Origin of the sequence: Pseudomonas sp. S35, from assembly GCF_009866765.1 — a bacterium.
GTDB lineage: Bacteria > Pseudomonadota > Gammaproteobacteria > Pseudomonadales > Pseudomonadaceae > Aquipseudomonas.
The window spans coordinates 1,953,105-1,967,859 of record NZ_CP019431.1 but is presented as its reverse complement, the minus strand read 5'-3'; the positions used below and the strand labels follow the sequence as shown (position 1 = coordinate 1,967,859).

The following is a 14,755-nucleotide window of genomic DNA, read 5'->3' as shown; positions in this document are numbered from 1 at the left end:
TATCAGCAGTCGGTCAAGCGCAGGAAAATCGCCGCGAGCTGTTCGATACCGGCCTGGTCCCGCGGGGTAAAGCGGGCAAGTAACGGACTATCAAGGTCCAGGACGCCAACCAAACGGCCGTCCTTGACCAGCGGCACTACAAGCTCACTGTTGGATGCACTGTCACAGGCGATATGCCCCGCAAACGCGTGCACATCCTCTACACGCTGGGTTTGCCGTGAGGCCGCAGCCGCACCGCATACGCCACGACCAAACGGGATACGCACACAGGCTATCTGGCCCTGGAACGGGCCAAGCACCAGTTCTTCATTGCGGTTGAGGTAAAAGCCGGCCCAGTTCAAATCGTCGAGCTGATTGAACAGGAACGCAGAAAACTGCGCACTGTTGGCAATGAAATCGCGCTCATCGGCCAACAACGACTCCAGTTGTGCACAAAGCATGGCGTAGCCATCCAGGCCGGTACCAGCTTGTTGCAAATCGATCATGGTTGACGCTCCAGCAGTTTGAGACCTACCCAGTAACGGGCGAATTGATAGGCACAACGGCCATTGCGGTTGCCGCGTCCGGTCGCCCAGCGCACGGCGAGAATATCGAGTGCTTCATCACGCTGCCACTGTAGGCCGGCCTTACGTGCCAGCTCGCCAATCCAGTGCTCCACCACTTCCAGAAAATGCTCCTGGGTGAAGGGATAGAATGACAGCCACAAACCGAAACGATCGGACAAGGCGATCTTGTCCTCCACTGCCTCGCTTGGGTGCAGCTCTCCGTCGACACGCTTCCAGTTGTCGTTGTCGCTCTGGTTTTCCGGTACCAGGTGGCGGCGATTGGACGTGGCATACAGCAGCACGTTTTCCGGCGCCTGCTCCAGGGAACCATCCAGCACGCTCTTGAGCACACGGTAGTCGCCTTCGCCGGCTTCGAACGACAGGTCGTCACAAAACAGAATAAAACGCTGCGGCAGCTTGAGCAGTTGCTCAACTACTCGCGGCAGGTCCGCCAGGTGATCACGCTCAATTTCGATCAAGCGCAATCCCGCCTGGGCATGCTGTGCCAGCAAAGCGCGGACCATGGATGATTTTCCGGTACCACGAGAACCCCACAACAACGCGTGGTTGGCGGGCAGGCCGTCGAGGAATTGCTGGGTGTTGCGCGCCAGCGTTTCGCGCTGCTTGTCCACGCCAATCAGGTCGCAAAGGCGCATATCGAGACTGACTTCCAGGGGCAACAGGAAGCCGCTGCGGCCTTCACGCTGCCAACGGGCGGCCAGGCATTGGTTCCAGTCGACGGCGTGGCGTGGTGCGGGCAACAAAGGTTCCAGGCGGGCGAGCACAGCGTCGGCCCGCTCAAGAAAGGCATTCAATCGAGAATCCACAATTATTCCTCTGGCAAGTTATTGCAAAAGATGGCGTATTGACAACCCTGCGACAGGCCGCACGGGGCTGCGTAAAAACGATTCATGCCGGGCAAGTCAACGTCTGTTGATATTCAGCTATGCTTGCCGGGCGAAGGGAAACGTGAAGTGGTTCAACACTCGATGGATATCAAGTTCGCCCACCGCTTGTCTTATAAACAAGCTCGATTGACTGTGCTAGTCGGTTTTGTCTTAGGAACCTTGCTCAGTTTGATTCAAATCGGCATCGATTATGCCAGCGAAGACGCATCCATCAACCGTGAAATACGCTCGCTGATCGAAATCAGCCACAACCCTGCATCACGTATCGCCTACAACATCGATGCCGAACTGGCCCAGGAGTTGACGCTTGGCCTGCTGCACTCCCCGGCCATCGTTCGTGCGCAGTTGATCGATAACAATGGCGTGGTGTTGGCCGATGTCGACCGGCCACGCAAGGAAAGCCCTTATCGACGATTGAGTGACATGATGTTTGGTGCCACCCGCCAATTCGAGGACCGGCTATTCCTGAGCCACATGCCTAACGAATCCCTCGGAGTGCTGCGCCTGGATGTCGACACCTATGCCTTTGGCAGCCGCTTCCTGCGCCGCGCCGAGATTACGCTGCTCAACGGCTTCGCCCGCAGCCTGCTGCTGACGGGCATCCTGCTGGGCCTGTTCTACGTAATGCTGACCCAACCGCTGGTGTGGATCATTCGCGAGCTGAGCACACGCAAGCAGGCTCGCCTGGATTGCCCAGCGGGGCATGAAAACGATGAAATTGGTGTGCTGGTCAACGTTGCCAACCAGCAATTCGAAAACATGGAAACCGAAATCCAACAACGTCGCCATGCCGAAGACCGATTGACCGAATACCTGGGGCAACTGGAGGACATCGTCTCCGCGCGCACCCTTGAGCTCAAGGCCAGCAACCAGCGTCTGACCCGGTCCAACGACGAGCTGGAAGCGGCGAAGATGAACGCATTGGCGATGGCCCAGGCCCGGGCGGCGTTCCTGGCAAACATGAGCCACGAAATCCGCACCCCGCTCAATGGCCTGCTAGGCATGATCGCCCTGTCGCTGGACAGCCCACTGAACGCTGAGCAGCGCCAACAATTGTCCATTGCCCATGACTCCGGCAAGGTACTGGTGGAACTGCTCAACGATATCCTTGACCTGTCCAAGTTCGATGCCGGCCAATTGGAGCTTGAGCGCATCCCGTTCGACCTGGGCTCACAGGTGGAAGACACTGCCAACCTGTTGTCGCAGAACGCCGCGCCCAGCGTGGAACTGACCTGCCTGATCGACCCGCTGTTTCCGGCCCAGGTACTCGGCGACCCGACCCGTGTGCGCCAGATCGTCAGTAACCTGCTGTCCAATGCCTTGAAGTTCACACGTTTCGGCCGGGTGGATGTGCGCCTCAGCGCTCACGACGGTGGGGTACGCATTGAAGTCTGCGACACCGGCATCGGTATTGCGCAGGAGGCCCAGGTGAAAATATTCCAACCGTTCACCCAGGCCGGCGCCGGTATCACTCGCCAGTTTGGCGGCACGGGCCTGGGCCTGGCACTGACCTACAACCTCTGCGAAGCGATGAAGGGACGCTTGAGTATCAGCTCCGAGGCAGGGTTTGGCAGCCAGTTCTGCGCAGACCTGCCACTTCCACCCCATTTGCCCGCCGTGAAACCGCCGCCCCTCAAAGGCCAGGTCATCGCCATCACCAACGCTGGCAGCGGCCTGACAGAGCTGCTCAGCACCCTATTACCGAGCTGGGGGCTCACACCGCGCTGCTTCACCATGGATGACGACTTGAGCGGGCAAACACCCGACCTGCTGATCACCGACTGCCCGGAGTGCCTGTTCCGCATACGGCCGGGCATTACTGCGCCCATTCTGCTGGTGACGGCTTATGGCAACTTCATGCCCAGCGAAGAAGTCGCGGCGCTGTCGCCGCTGCATCAACAAGCACGTCCCTTGAGCCGCAACGCGCTGTATCAGATCCTGCAGCGCAACTTGATCAGTGGCACGCAGTTGATCCTTGACCCGATCCAACTGGATGCCGCACCCCTTGCGCACCGGGCACGCATCCTGTTGGTGGAGGATAATCCGGTCAACCAACTGGTGGCCAAAGGCATGCTCGGCAAATTGGGTTGCGAAGTGATCGTGGCCGCCCATGGTGGCGAAGCGCTCAAATTTCTTGAAGAACAACGCTTCGATATGGTCCTCATGGACTGCAATATGCCAGTGATGGATGGCTACGAAGCCAGTCGACAGATTCGCCGCAGCGGGCGCTGGCCGGACCTGCCTATCGTGGCTTTGACTGCCAACGCGATGTCCGAAGAACGCGAGCGTTGCCGTGCAGCCGGGATGAGTGATTACCTGGCCAAGCCGTTCCGCCGTGAAGAACTCAACGCCCTGTTGGACCTGTGGGTGCCGACGACGACAACACTCTGATCTGTGCCAGCAGTTGATCCAAGCCGTCGCGCAAGGCGTCGGCCTGATTCAGGTCGACACCGCTGTCGCACAGCAGCCGGGTCTTCAGCGCGAGAGCCTGATCACGCAGTTGCACGCCGCTGTCACTCAGGCTCAGGTGCATTTCGCGCTCATCCTGGGTACCGCGTCGGCGCATCACCCAGCCAAGTTGCTCAAGACGTTTGAGCAAAGGCGTCAACGTACCCGAATCGAGCATCAGGCGTTCGCCCAATGCCTTGACGGTGGGTTGCGTCGGCGTTGCGACGTGCCACTCCCACAACACCAGCATCGCCAGGTATTGCGGGTACGTCAGGCCCAATTGATCGAGCATCGGCTTGTAGGCCCGGGTTACGGCACGTGAGGCAGCGTAGAGCTTGAAGCACAGCTGGTTGTCCAGGGCCAAGTCGGTCATTTGAGCAGGGCTTCGATCTCGTGGGTCAAGTCCTGGGGCTTGGTGGTCGGGCCGAAGCGCTTGACCACTTGGCCGTCACGGCCGATAAGGAATTTGGTGAAGTTCCACTTGATGCCCTTGGAGCCCAACAGGCCCGGCGCCTGTTTTTTGAGCTGTACAAACAGCGGATGGGCCTCGCTGCCATTGACGTCGATCTTCTTGAACAGCGGAAAACTGACGCCGAAGTTCAGTTCGCAGAACTCGGAAATCGCGACTTCGTCACCGGGTTCCTGCTTGCCGAACTGGTTGCAGGGAAAGCCCAGGACCACCAGGCCCTGATCTTTATATTGCTGCCAGAGTTGCTCCAACCCCTTGTACTGCGGGGTGAAGCCGCACTTGCTGGCGGTATTGACCACCAGGACGGCCTTGCCGGCGAAATCGGCCAAGGTCTTTTGCTCACCCTTGATGGTGGTGCAAGGGATGCTCAGCAGGTTGTCGCTCATGGCAATGCCTCGATAAGTGCGCAAAGAGGTAAAACATAGCGTTCAATTAAATTGCGCGCAATCTAATTGATCAGACTGATAGCGCACTATCAGCCGGCCCCGCCATGATAGCGAGGCCACGCTGAATTCAGCGCGGCACTAGATCCAGGCACACGGAATTGATGCAATAACGCAGGCCTGTCGGCGGTGGGCCATCCGGGAACACATGGCCCAGGTGGGCATCACACTTGGCGCAGGTGACTTCGGTGCGGATCATGCCGTGGCTGACGTCACGGATCTCGATCATCGCGCTGTCGGCAATCGGTGCATAAAAGCTAGGCCAGCCGCAGCCGGAATCGAATTTGGTGTTTGAATCGAACAACGGCTCATTGCAGCAGATACAGTGATACACGCCATCTGTCTTCGTGCCGTTGTACTTGCCGCTGAAAGGTCGCTCGGTACCTTTGAGCCGGCACACGTTGTACTGCTCGGGATCGAGCATGGCCTTCCACTCTTCAACGGTTTTCTGCAACTTGTCCATCGGTACACCTCGGCAACTGAAAAAGCCTGATCTGTGTCTTTTCCATGGATCAGGCGGCACGTATGATTGCGCCTCTTCAAAACGCCAGTCTGGCACCCGCGCTATCGGCATTCAAACGTATTTATGGGTGCGGGCCTCGCAGGATTCACAGTACGGTAGTGCCCACACCGACTGGATCGTTCATTTTCAGGATCACATCGCCATGCAGGTCAGCAAATCGAACAAGCTCGCCAACGTCTGCTACGACATTCGCGGCCCAGTGCTCAAGCACGCCAAACGCCTGGAAGAGGAAGGCCATCGCATCCTCAAGCTGAACATTGGCAACCCGGCGCCCTTTGGTTTCGAAGCGCCGGACGAAATCCTCCAGGACGTGATCCGCAACCTGCCTACCGCCCAGGGCTACAGTGACTCCAAAGGCCTGTTCAGTGCGCGCAAGGCCGTGATGCAGTACTACCAGCAGAAGCAGGTTGAAGGTGTCGGCATCGAGGACATCTACCTGGGTAATGGCGTGTCCGAACTGATCGTGATGTCCATGCAGGCGCTGCTGAACAACGGCGACGAAGTATTGGTGCCTGCACCGGACTACCCACTGTGGACCGCTGCCGTGACCCTGGCCGGTGGCCACCCGGTGCACTACCTGTGCGACGAAGGCGCCGACTGGTTTCCGGACCTGGCCGACATCAAGGCCAAGATCACGCCGAACACCAAGGCCCTGGTGATCATCAACCCGAACAACCCGACCGGTGCCGTGTATTCCAAGGACGTGTTGCTGGGTATGCTTGAACTGGCCCGCCAGCACAACCTGGTGGTGTTCTCCGATGAGATCTACGACAAAATCCTCTACGACGATGCGGTGCATATCTGCACCGGTTCCCTGGCGCCGGACCTGCTGTGCCTGACCTTCAATGGCCTGTCCAAGTCCTACCGCGTGGCGGGTTTCCGCTCCGGCTGGATCGCCATCTCTGGCCCTAAGCACAACGCACAGAGCTACATCGAAGGCATCGACATGCTGGCCAACATGCGCCTGTGCGCCAACGTGCCGAGCCAGCACGCCATCCAGACCGCCCTGGGCGGCTACCAAAGCATCAATGACCTGGTATTGCCCCAAGGCCGCCTGCTGGAACAGCGCAACCGTACCTGGGAACTGCTCAACGCGATCCCGGGCGTGAGTTGCGTGAAACCCATGGGCGCGCTGTACGCCTTCCCACGGATCGACCCGAAAGTCTGCCCTATCCTCAACGACGAAAAGTTCGTGCTCGACCTGCTACTGTCGGAAAAGCTGCTGGTGGTCCAAGGCACGGCGTTCAACTGGCCATGGCCGGATCACTTCCGAGTGGTGACGTTGCCGCGAGTGGATGACCTGGACATGGCGATTGGTCGTATCGGCAATTTCCTCAAGTCGTACCGCCAGTAACAAAAATAGTGCTGTACAGCTGGCATCCTGCTGTACAGCGAGTATCCGGCAACACTTCTCTGATCATCCCCCTTCCCCGCACCGCACTTGCCGCTCGCCAGCGGCGATCCCCCTTTAACCAAAGGGTTTCAGGACGGTGTAGGGGCTGAGCACGGAGTGCGATAATCATCGGAAAATCCCTTCAAGGCTCTACATTCAGGCTGTAGGACACAGTTTGAAATAGTCGCTCGGTTGAATCGCCCCATGCAGCACCTTATATACCCCGCAGTAAGCGACATATTAAGCATGAGGAGAACCCTACAACCATGATGCGCATCCTGCTGTTCTTGGCCACTAACCTGGCGGTCGTGCTGATTGCCAGCGTTACGCTGAGCCTTTTCGGCTTCAACGGGTTCATGGCGGCCAACGGGGTTGATCTGAACCTCAATCAGCTGCTGATTTTCTGTGCGGTGTTTGGTTTTGCCGGCTCGCTGTTCTCGCTGTTCATCTCCAAGTGGATGGCGAAGATGAGCACCAGTACCCAGATCATCACCCAACCACGCACTCGCCATGAACAATGGCTGATGCAAACCGTGGAGCAGCTGTCCCAAGAAGCAGGTATCAAAATGCCCGAAGTGGGGATTTTCCCTGCTTACGAGGCCAACGCCTTCGCCACGGGCTGGAACAAGAACGACGCCCTCGTGGCTGTCAGCCAGGGGCTTCTGGAGCGTTTTTCGCCCGACGAAGTCAAGGCAGTGCTGGCGCACGAGATTGGCCACGTGGCCAACGGCGACATGGTCACCCTCGCGCTGGTGCAGGGTGTGGTGAACACATTCGTGATGTTCTTCGCACGGATCATCGGCAACTTCGTCGACAAGGTGATCTTCAAGAACGAAGGCGGACGCGGTATTGCCTACTTCGTGGCGACCATCTTTGCGGAAGTGGTACTGGGCTTCCTGGCCAGCGCGATCGTGATGTGGTTCTCGCGTAAACGTGAGTTCCGCGCAGACGAAGCCGGTGCACGCCTGGCGGGCACCAACGCGATGATCGGCGCGCTGCAACGCCTGCGTTCCGAGCAAGGCCTGCCGGTGCATATGCCGGACAGCCTGACGGCGTTTGGCATCAACGGTGGCATCAAGCAGGGTCTGGCTCGCATGTTCATGAGTCACCCGCCGCTGGAAGAGCGTATTGACGCACTGCGTCGCCGGGGCTGATAGCACTGGCAAGCTGAAGAGGGGCGATTGGATCGCCCCTTTTTTGTGGAAAACCATTTATTCCCGCGCGATTCTGTACACCCGCTCGTCCAGACGCGTGACGCCGTCCTGCACGAACTTCCAGCTCTCACCCAGAATGTCTTGCTCCTCGAGCACCTGCACGCTCCAGTGCGCTCCCAGCAGCACCTTCACTTCATCATCCGTCACCGCAAACGGCGGACCGGCCTTTTGCGTCTGGTCGTAGTCAAGGGTAATCAACAGGCCCTGGCAGCCCGGACGCAGCAGGCTGTTCAACTGCTCGGCGTACTGCGCGCGCATCAACGGCGGCAAGGCAATCAGAGCGGCACGGTCGTAGAGCGCAGTGCAATCAGCCAGGGCCTCAGCATCCAGGGCAAAGAAATCGCCGCACCACACTTCGATAAGATCAGCTTGGTACACCTTGAACACACCGCGCTGCGTGATTCGCGGCGTCAGGCTCTGCTCGCTGAAGAAGGCTTCAACTGCCTGCTCCGACAGCTCAACGCCGAGCACGCGATAACCGTGGCTCGCCAGCCACATCAGGTCCAGGCTTTTGCCACACAGCGGCACCAGCACCTTGGCCCCCTCAGCAAGGGCCAGCGACGGCCAATGCCGTTGCAGGGAAGGATTGACCTCAGGCAAATGGAAACCGATCTGATTGCGCGCCCAGCGCTCCTGCCAAAACTTGGGCTCCATGGAATAACCTCCGAAAATTCGATCAAATAGCACTAAAACTTATATTAGATTTAGATCAATGATCTGACTGAAGATGGGCTCATGTTAACGCCCAGGACCTATCCTATGCTCCCCAGCCTGTTTATTTCCCACGGTTCGCCCATGCTCGCCCTTCAACCCGGCGCCAGCGGACCGGCACTGCAACGCTTGGCCGCTGAAATACCCCGCCCCAAGGCGATAGTGGTGGTGTCGGCACATTGGGAAAGTCACGAACTACTGGTCAGCGGCAGCGCTGCCCCCGAAACCTGGCACGACTTCGGCGGCTTCCCCCGCGAGCTGTTTGCGGTGCAATACCCTGCACCGGGCAATCCGCAGTTGGCGGGTCAAATCGTCGGACTGCTGCGCGCCGACGGCCTGAATGCACGCATCGACGACCAGCGCCCCTTCGATCACGGCACCTGGGTGCCGCTGTCGCTAATGTACCCCGAGGCAGATATCCCGGTGGTGCAAGTCTCCTTGCCCAGCCGCATGGGCCCTGCCCTGCAAACCCGGGTCGGCCATGCCTTGGCGGGCCTGAGCGAACAAGGCGTGCTGCTGATCGGCTCTGGCAGCATCACCCACAACCTCGGTGAACTGGACTGGCACGCCGGGCCTGAAAGCATCGAACCGTGGGCGCGGGATTTTCGCGACTGGGTGGTGGATAAACTCGCAGCCAACGATGAAGCCGCCCTGCACGATTACCGTCGCCAGGCCCCACACGCTGTGCGCAGCCACCCCAGCGATGAACACTTGCTGCCGTTGTACTTTGCCCGCGGCGCCGGCGGCGACTTCAGCATTGCACACCAAGGCTTCACCCTGGGCGCGCTGGGCATGGACATCTACCGCTTCGGCTAAACCCAAAGCAAAAAAATCCCCGAACCAGTCGGGGATTTTTTATCTGCGATCAATCAACCCGAGGGCAGATCAATCTTCGCGGTAGCGACGCAGCTTCAACTGCTTACCGGCAACGCGAGTGTCTTTGAGCTTGGTCAGCAGCTTTTCCAGACCGTCTTCCGGCAACTCCACCAGGGAGAAGCTGTCACGGACCTGGATACGGCCAATGGCCTCACGTGCCAAGCCACCTTCGTTGAGGATAGCGCCCAGCAGGTTCTTGGCAGCGATACCATCACGCGCACCCAGCGCGGTACGGCAACGAGCACGACCTTCAGCCAATGGAACCGGAGCGCGACGCTCACGATCACCACGGTCCGGACGGTCGCCAGTACGCTCTGGACGATCACCGCGTGGCGCGTTGTTCGGCACCAGTGGGCGCTCTTTCTCGATGGCTGCCAGGGTCAGGGCCTGACCGTTGGTGGCCTTGCGCAGCAGAGCAGCAGCCAGGGCACGTGGGGTGCAACCGATATCGGCGGTCAGGCGGTCCAACAGGTCGCCGTGGGTCGATTCAGCGTCAGCCACCAGTGGCGACAGGCTGTTGGTCAGTTTCTTGATGCGGGCATCGAGAACAGCCTGGGCATCCGGCAGGCGGACTTCGGCAACTTTCTGACCGGTTACACGCTCGATCACTTGCAGCATGCGGCGCTCACGTGGAGTCACCAGCAGCAGTGCGCGACCTTCGCGACCCGCACGGCCAGTACGGCCGATACGGTGAACGTAGGACTCTGGATCGTAAGGCATGTCAACGTTGAACACGTGGGTGATACGTGGAACGTCAAGGCCACGCGCAGCTACGTCAGTCGCTACAACGATGTCCAGACGACCATCCTTGAGGGAGTCGATCACGCGCTCACGTTGGTTCTGGGCGATGTCACCGTTCAGCGCAGCGGCTTTGTAGCCTTTGGCTTCCAGGGCACTGGCCAGGTCCAGGGTCGCTTGCTTGGTGCGCACGAACATGATCAGGGCGTCGAAGTCTTCGACTTCCAGCAGGCTCAATACAGCCGAGGTCTTCTGGTCAGCGTGAACCAACAGGTGAGCCTGTTCGATCGCGGTAACGGTCTGAGTCTTGGTCTGGATCTTCACATGTTGCGGATCGCGCAGGTGGCGTTCGGCAATGGCACGGATCGACTGTGGCAGGGTGGCCGAGAACAATACAGTCTGACGGGTCGGTGGCAGCGCCTTGAAGATGACCTCCAGGTCATCCATGAAGCCCAGCTTCAACATTTCGTCAGCTTCGTCCAGAACCAAGTGGTTCACGGTCGACAGGACTTTCTCATCACGACGCAGGTGGTCGCACAGACGGCCTGGGGTAGCCACAACGATCTGAGCGCCATTACGGATGGCTTTCAGTTGCGGGCCCATCGGCGCGCCGCCGTAAACGGCAACAACGGTAACGCCTGGCATTTGCTTGGCGTAGGTTTCAAAAGCGGTTGCTACTTGCAGCGCCAACTCACGGGTTGGCGCCAGGATCAGGGCTTGCGGCTCGCGCTTGGCAGGATCGATGCAGTGCAGGATAGGCAGGGCGAACGCGGCGGTTTTACCGGTACCGGTTTGCGCCTGGCCAATCATGTCTTGGCCGGCCATGATGATCGGGATCGATTGCTGCTGAATCGCCGAAGGTTCTTCGTAGCCGGTCGCAATGACGGCAGCAAGAATGTTCGGGTTAAGATTAAAAGCGGCGAAGCCGCCGGTTTCCTGGGTCATGGGTCTGCCTCTAAGTGCATCCGCAAAGACCCATGCTCCAAAGCTGCGCATGCCGTGTTGAGACTCAAGAGTCGCCCTGGCTGCTTTGTCGGCGGGGATTTGCGAAAACGAATGAATGAAAAAGATTCGTCAAGGAAGAGTCCGCTGTGCGGACGTGCAGCCGAAGCTGACTTCGGGGAATTGCGCTACCTAAACGCGGCCCGGTTAAAGGCCGGCGCGCACTATACCGGAAATACCTGAAAAAGGGAGCTTTTTTTATCGCAAGGCGCCGATAAACCGCTCTGCGTCACCGTCTTTGCAGATAACCGCGCCAGGGTCTATTTTGCAAAGGCCCGGCCCAGCTGGTCATGACGCTTAAACGTTTCACCCAACCACCACGACCCTTTGGTCTGAAACCCTTCCCCGCGCCCGAGGGCACACCCGATGAATCAAGCCAGCAGTAGCCGCGTAAGCCGTGATCTCCAGGGCCATGTCCTGCTGCTGGGCCTGGACCGGGTGGCCAAGCGCAATGCCTTTGACCTGGATTTGCTCAATGAGCTAAGCCTGGCTTATGGCGAATTTGATCGAAACGACGCTGCACGGGTCGCCATCGTCTTTGCCCACGGCGACCACTTCACCGCCGGCCTGGACCTGGCCAGTGTCAGTGCGGTGATGGCCGGCGGCTGGCAACCCCCGCTGGGCGGCTGCGATCCGTGGGGCGTGTTTGCCGGCCCGCGCGTGAATAAACCGGTCATCGTCGCCGCTCAGGGTTATTGCCTGACCATTGGCATCGAGTTGATGCTGGCAGCGGACATCAACCTCTGTGCGAGCAACACGCGCTTTGCGCAGATGGAAGTACAGCGTGGGATCTTTCCGTTTGGCGGCGCGACACTGCGCTTTCATCAAATCGCTGGCTGGGGCAATGCAATGCGCTGGCTGCTCACCGGCGATGAGTTCGACGCCCATGAAGCGCTGCGCCTGGGGTTGGTGCAGGAAGTGATGGCCAGCGAAGACCTGCTGCCCCGCGCCATCGAACTGGCCAACCGCATTGCGCGCCAGGCGCCGCTGGGGGTGCAGGCGACTTTGATGTCAGCACGGCTGGCGCGCATGGAAGGCGAAACGGTGGCGGCGGCAGCGTTGCCGCCGATGGTGGATAAATTGTTGAACAGCGAGGACGCCAAGGAAGGAGTGCGGGCGATGGTCGAGAAGCGGCCGGGGGTGTTCAAGGGGATTTGAGTTGGTGGTAAAAACGCTATCGAGGGCCCCCTCCCACAGGAGAATGCAGTCCAATGTGGGAGGGGGCTTGCCCCCGAGAGCGCCAAAACAGGCGACTAGGTAGCCGGCCGAATCGCCTTGATCAACGGCTGCAACGAATACCCCAGACGCGGCGCCAACCCTTCAGCCCGCGTAGAAAGCGCATCCAGGTCCAGCACCTGATCCAACTCCGAAGGCACCAGCAAAATCACATTGCCTTCCTTCACCGGCAGTTCCCAGTAATGCCGGTGATACAGCCCACGCAGCAAAGCCGCCCCCAGTGGCTTGCCGTCGTCAGTTGCCCACTGATTGATCACCAGCCAGCCGCCGGGGTTGAGTTTTTTCTGGCAGTTTTCCAGGAAGGTCCAGGCCAGGTGCCCAACGCCGGGGCCGACATCGGTATAAAGGTCGACAAAAATCAGGTCGGCCGACTCAGCCGTCTCCAACAACTCCAGCGCGTCGCCAATGCGGATGTACAGGCGCGGATCATCGTCCAACCCCAGGTACTCGATGGCCAGGCGCGGCACGTCGGGACGCAGTTCGATGGCTTCGACGTCTTCCAATAGCAGGAACTTGAGGCACGCCTGGGTCAGCGTGCCAGCGCCCAGGCCGAGAAACAGCGCACTCTCCGGCTGCTCATGGCACAGCGCGCCGATCAGCATCGCGCGGGTGTAGTCGTACTCCAGCCAACTCGGATCGGCGGTGAACACGCAGCTTTGCTCAATGGCGTCGCCAAATTCGAGAAAACGGTAATCGGCCACTTCGAGCACACGGATCATGCCGAAATCATCATGGACCTCGGCCAACAGACGCTCGACACGCTCCTCTGTCATCACTACTCCTAACGGGTTTGCTGCACGGCAAAGGCGCGATTGTCGGCCAACCGGCAGCAGCAGGTCACGCACTAATTGCTGATAACATTGGCGTCCCACCGTCAATCAGCCAATCGAGTTCATGATGAGCCAACCCTGGAGCCCCGACAGCTGGCGCGCCCTGCCGATCCAGCAACAACCCCAGTACCCGGACGCCGCACACCTGTTGCAGGTGGAGCAGAGCCTGGCCAGCTACCCGCCGCTGGTGTTTGCCGGGGAAGCCCGTGAGTTGCGCCGCCAGTTTGCCGAAGTGACACAGGGTCGCGCCTTCCTGTTGCAAGGCGGCGACTGCGCCGAAAGCTTCGTCGAATTTTCCGCTGCGAAAATCCGCGACACCTTCAAGGTGTTGTTGCAGATGGCGATTGTAATGACCTTCGCCGCCGGTTGCCCGGTGGTGAAAGTCGGACGCATGGCCGGCCAATTCGCCAAGCCGCGCTCGGCCAACGATGAAACCATCGACGGCATCACCCTGCCCGCCTACCGTGGCGATATCGTCAACGGCATCGGCTTCGACGAAAAAAGCCGCGTACCGGACCCGGACCGCCTGCTGCAGTCCTACCACCAGTCCACGGCCACGCTCAATCTGCTGCGCGCGTTTGCCCAGGGCGGTTTTGCCGACCTGCACCAAGTGCACCAGTGGAACCTGGACTTTATCGCCAACTCCGCGCTGGCCGAGAAGTACAGCCATCTGGCGGACCGCATCGACGAAACCCTGGCCTTCATGCGCGCCTGCGGCATGGACAGCTCGCCGCAACTGCGCGAGACCAGCTTCTTCACCGCCCACGAAGCGTTGCTGCTCAACTACGAGCAAGCCTTCGTGCGCCGCGACAGCCTGACCAACGACTACTACGACTGCTCGGCTCACATGCTGTGGATCGGCGACCGCACCCGTCAGCTGGACGGTGCCCACGTCGAATTCCTGCGCGGGGTCAACAACCCAATCGGCGTCAAGGTCGGCCCGAGCATGAACCCCGACGACCTGATCCGCCTGATCGACATCCTCAACCCGGACAATGACCCAGGCCGTCTCAACCTGATCGCGCGCATGGGCGCAGGCAAGGTCGGCGACCACCTGCCCAACCTGATCCGCGCCGTGCAGCGTGAAGGCAAGCAGGTGCTGTGGAGCTCGGACCCGATGCACGGCAACACCATCAAGGCCAGCAGCGGCTACAAGACCCGCGACTTTGCGCAGATCCTTGGCGAAGTGAAGGAGTTCTTCCAGGTGCACCAGGCCGAGGGCAGCTATGCCGGCGGGATTCATATCGAAATGACCGGGCAGAACGTCACCGAATGCATCGGCGGCGCACGGCCGATCACCGAGGATGGCTTGTCGGACCGCTACCACACCCACTGCGATCCACGGATGAATGCCGATCAGTCGCTGGAGCTGGCGTTCCTGATTGCCGAGACGCTGAAGCAAGTCAAACGCTGAGGCTT

Annotated in this window: 14 protein-coding genes; 6 read left to right on the top strand and 8 right to left on the bottom strand. The window is 59.7% G+C overall.

Translation table 11 applies throughout. The annotated features are described in order from the left end of the window. Positions 1 to 2: 2 nt before the first annotated feature. Together PspS35_RS08880 and PspS35_RS08875 are read right to left on the bottom strand one after the other, a co-directional pair. Complete coding sequence (locus PspS35_RS08880) at positions 3 to 485, bottom strand: GAF domain-containing protein (RefSeq protein ID WP_159933656.1); 483 nt, start codon at positions 483 to 485, stop codon at positions 3 to 5. Further along, positions 482 to 1,372, bottom strand: a complete 891-nt coding sequence (locus PspS35_RS08875; protein ID WP_159933654.1) for an ATP-binding protein — start codon at positions 1,370 to 1,372, stop codon at positions 482 to 484. The genes PspS35_RS08880 and PspS35_RS08875 overlap by 4 nt, the downstream gene beginning before the upstream one ends. 162 nt (positions 1,373 to 1,534) lie before the next feature. Here PspS35_RS08875 and PspS35_RS08870 point away from each other — a divergent pair, with 162 nt between their 5' ends. Continuing rightward, on the top strand, positions 1,535 to 3,844 hold the full coding sequence (locus PspS35_RS08870) for a response regulator (RefSeq protein WP_159938009.1): 2,310 nt from the start codon (positions 1,535 to 1,537) through the stop codon (positions 3,842 to 3,844). Here PspS35_RS08870 and PspS35_RS08865 read toward each other — a convergent pair. The 3 genes from PspS35_RS08865 to msrB all read right to left on the bottom strand — a co-directional run bounded on the left by PspS35_RS08865 (position 3,798) and on the right by msrB (position 5,276). Next, the gene (locus tag PspS35_RS08865) at positions 3,798 to 4,274 is read right to left on the bottom strand and encodes a MarR family transcriptional regulator (protein WP_159933652.1); all 477 of its coding nucleotides are present in this window, start codon (positions 4,272 to 4,274) and stop codon (positions 3,798 to 3,800) included. The two genes, PspS35_RS08870 and PspS35_RS08865, sit on opposite strands and share 47 nt — an antisense overlap. Then, positions 4,271 to 4,756, bottom strand: a complete 486-nt coding sequence (locus PspS35_RS08860; protein WP_159933650.1) for a glutathione peroxidase — start codon at positions 4,754 to 4,756, stop codon at positions 4,271 to 4,273. The genes PspS35_RS08865 and PspS35_RS08860 overlap by 4 nt, the downstream gene beginning before the upstream one ends. 127 nt (positions 4,757 to 4,883) lie before the next feature. Beyond that, positions 4,884 to 5,276 carry a peptide-methionine (R)-S-oxide reductase MsrB gene (gene msrB, locus PspS35_RS08855; RefSeq protein ID WP_159933648.1) on the bottom strand — a complete coding sequence of 131 codons (393 nt, stop codon included), beginning with the start codon at positions 5,274 to 5,276 and terminating at the stop codon, positions 4,884 to 4,886. A 202-nt stretch (positions 5,277 to 5,478) separates the two neighbouring features. Between msrB and PspS35_RS08850 the strand changes: the two genes are divergently transcribed. Together PspS35_RS08850 and htpX are read left to right on the top strand one after the other, a co-directional pair. Beyond that, on the top strand, positions 5,479 to 6,690 hold the full coding sequence (locus PspS35_RS08850; RefSeq protein ID WP_159933646.1) for a pyridoxal phosphate-dependent aminotransferase: 1,212 nt from the start codon (positions 5,479 to 5,481) through the stop codon (positions 6,688 to 6,690). Between the two features lie 305 nt (positions 6,691 to 6,995). Beyond that, entirely contained in the window at positions 6,996 to 7,883 is an 888-nt protein-coding gene (gene htpX / locus PspS35_RS08845) for a protease HtpX (protein WP_159933644.1), read from the top strand. A gap of 57 nt (positions 7,884 to 7,940) precedes the next feature. Here htpX and PspS35_RS08840 read toward each other — a convergent pair whose 3' ends face one another. Further along, the gene (locus tag PspS35_RS08840; RefSeq protein WP_159933642.1) at positions 7,941 to 8,597 is read right to left on the bottom strand and encodes a thiopurine S-methyltransferase; all 657 of its coding nucleotides are present in this window, start codon (positions 8,595 to 8,597) and stop codon (positions 7,941 to 7,943) included. A 105-nt stretch (positions 8,598 to 8,702) separates the two neighbouring features. On the opposite strand from PspS35_RS08840, the gene PspS35_RS08835 reads away from it, so the two are divergent. Beyond that, positions 8,703 to 9,470: a class III extradiol ring-cleavage dioxygenase gene (locus tag PspS35_RS08835; RefSeq protein WP_159933640.1), complete on the top strand. Its 768-nt coding sequence runs from the start codon at positions 8,703 to 8,705 to the stop codon at positions 9,468 to 9,470. Between the two features lie 69 nt (positions 9,471 to 9,539). Here the strand turns inward: PspS35_RS08835 and PspS35_RS08830 are convergent, their stop codons facing one another. After that, positions 9,540 to 11,213, bottom strand: a complete 1,674-nt coding sequence (locus tag PspS35_RS08830; protein ID WP_027606997.1) for a DEAD/DEAH box helicase — start codon at positions 11,211 to 11,213, stop codon at positions 9,540 to 9,542. A 423-nt stretch (positions 11,214 to 11,636) separates the two neighbouring features. On the opposite strand from PspS35_RS08830, the gene PspS35_RS08825 reads away from it, so the two are divergent. Then, positions 11,637 to 12,428 carry a crotonase/enoyl-CoA hydratase family protein gene (locus PspS35_RS08825; RefSeq protein ID WP_159933638.1) on the top strand — a complete coding sequence of 264 codons (792 nt, stop codon included), beginning with the start codon at positions 11,637 to 11,639 and terminating at the stop codon, positions 12,426 to 12,428. A 95-nt stretch (positions 12,429 to 12,523) separates the two neighbouring features. Here PspS35_RS08825 and PspS35_RS08820 read toward each other — a convergent pair whose 3' ends face one another. Beyond that, positions 12,524 to 13,279, bottom strand: coding sequence for a spermidine synthase (locus tag PspS35_RS08820; RefSeq protein WP_159933637.1), 756 nt, complete (start codon positions 13,277 to 13,279; stop codon positions 12,524 to 12,526). A 124-nt stretch (positions 13,280 to 13,403) separates the two neighbouring features. On the opposite strand from PspS35_RS08820, the gene PspS35_RS08815 reads away from it, so the two are divergent. Then, positions 13,404 to 14,750, top strand: a complete 1,347-nt coding sequence (locus tag PspS35_RS08815) for a 3-deoxy-7-phosphoheptulonate synthase class II (protein WP_159933636.1) — start codon at positions 13,404 to 13,406, stop codon at positions 14,748 to 14,750. Positions 14,751 to 14,755: the final 5 nt, after the last annotated feature.

Bases quoted from the DNA above. Each gene is read 5' to 3' on its own strand.
- PspS35_RS08840 (WP_159933642.1), bottom strand. From the start codon at position 8,597: ATGGAGCCCAAGTTTTGGCAGGAGCGCTGGGCGCGCAATCAGATCGGT.
- htpX (WP_159933644.1), top strand. From the start codon at position 6,996: ATGATGCGCATCCTGCTGTTCTTGGCCACTAACCTGGCGGTCGTGCTG.
- msrB (WP_159933648.1), bottom strand. From the start codon at position 5,276: ATGGACAAGTTGCAGAAAACCGTTGAAGAGTGGAAGGCCATGCTCGAT.
- PspS35_RS08830 (WP_027606997.1), bottom strand. From the start codon at position 11,213: ATGACCCAGGAAACCGGCGGCTTCGCCGCTTTTAATCTTAACCCGAAC.
- PspS35_RS08860 (WP_159933650.1), bottom strand. From the start codon at position 4,756: ATGAGCGACAACCTGCTGAGCATCCCTTGCACCACCATCAAGGGTGAG.
- PspS35_RS08880 (WP_159933656.1), bottom strand. From the start codon at position 485: ATGATCGATTTGCAACAAGCTGGTACCGGCCTGGATGGCTACGCCATG.
- PspS35_RS08835 (WP_159933640.1), top strand. From the start codon at position 8,703: ATGCTCCCCAGCCTGTTTATTTCCCACGGTTCGCCCATGCTCGCCCTT.
- PspS35_RS08850 (WP_159933646.1), top strand. From the start codon at position 5,479: ATGCAGGTCAGCAAATCGAACAAGCTCGCCAACGTCTGCTACGACATT.
- PspS35_RS08870 (WP_159938009.1), top strand. From the start codon at position 1,535: ATGGATATCAAGTTCGCCCACCGCTTGTCTTATAAACAAGCTCGATTG.
- PspS35_RS08820 (WP_159933637.1), bottom strand. From the start codon at position 13,279: ATGACAGAGGAGCGTGTCGAGCGTCTGTTGGCCGAGGTCCATGATGAT.
- PspS35_RS08815 (WP_159933636.1), top strand. From the start codon at position 13,404: ATGAGCCAACCCTGGAGCCCCGACAGCTGGCGCGCCCTGCCGATCCAG.
- PspS35_RS08825 (WP_159933638.1), top strand. From the start codon at position 11,637: ATGAATCAAGCCAGCAGTAGCCGCGTAAGCCGTGATCTCCAGGGCCAT.
- PspS35_RS08865 (WP_159933652.1), bottom strand. From the start codon at position 4,274: ATGACCGACTTGGCCCTGGACAACCAGCTGTGCTTCAAGCTCTACGCT.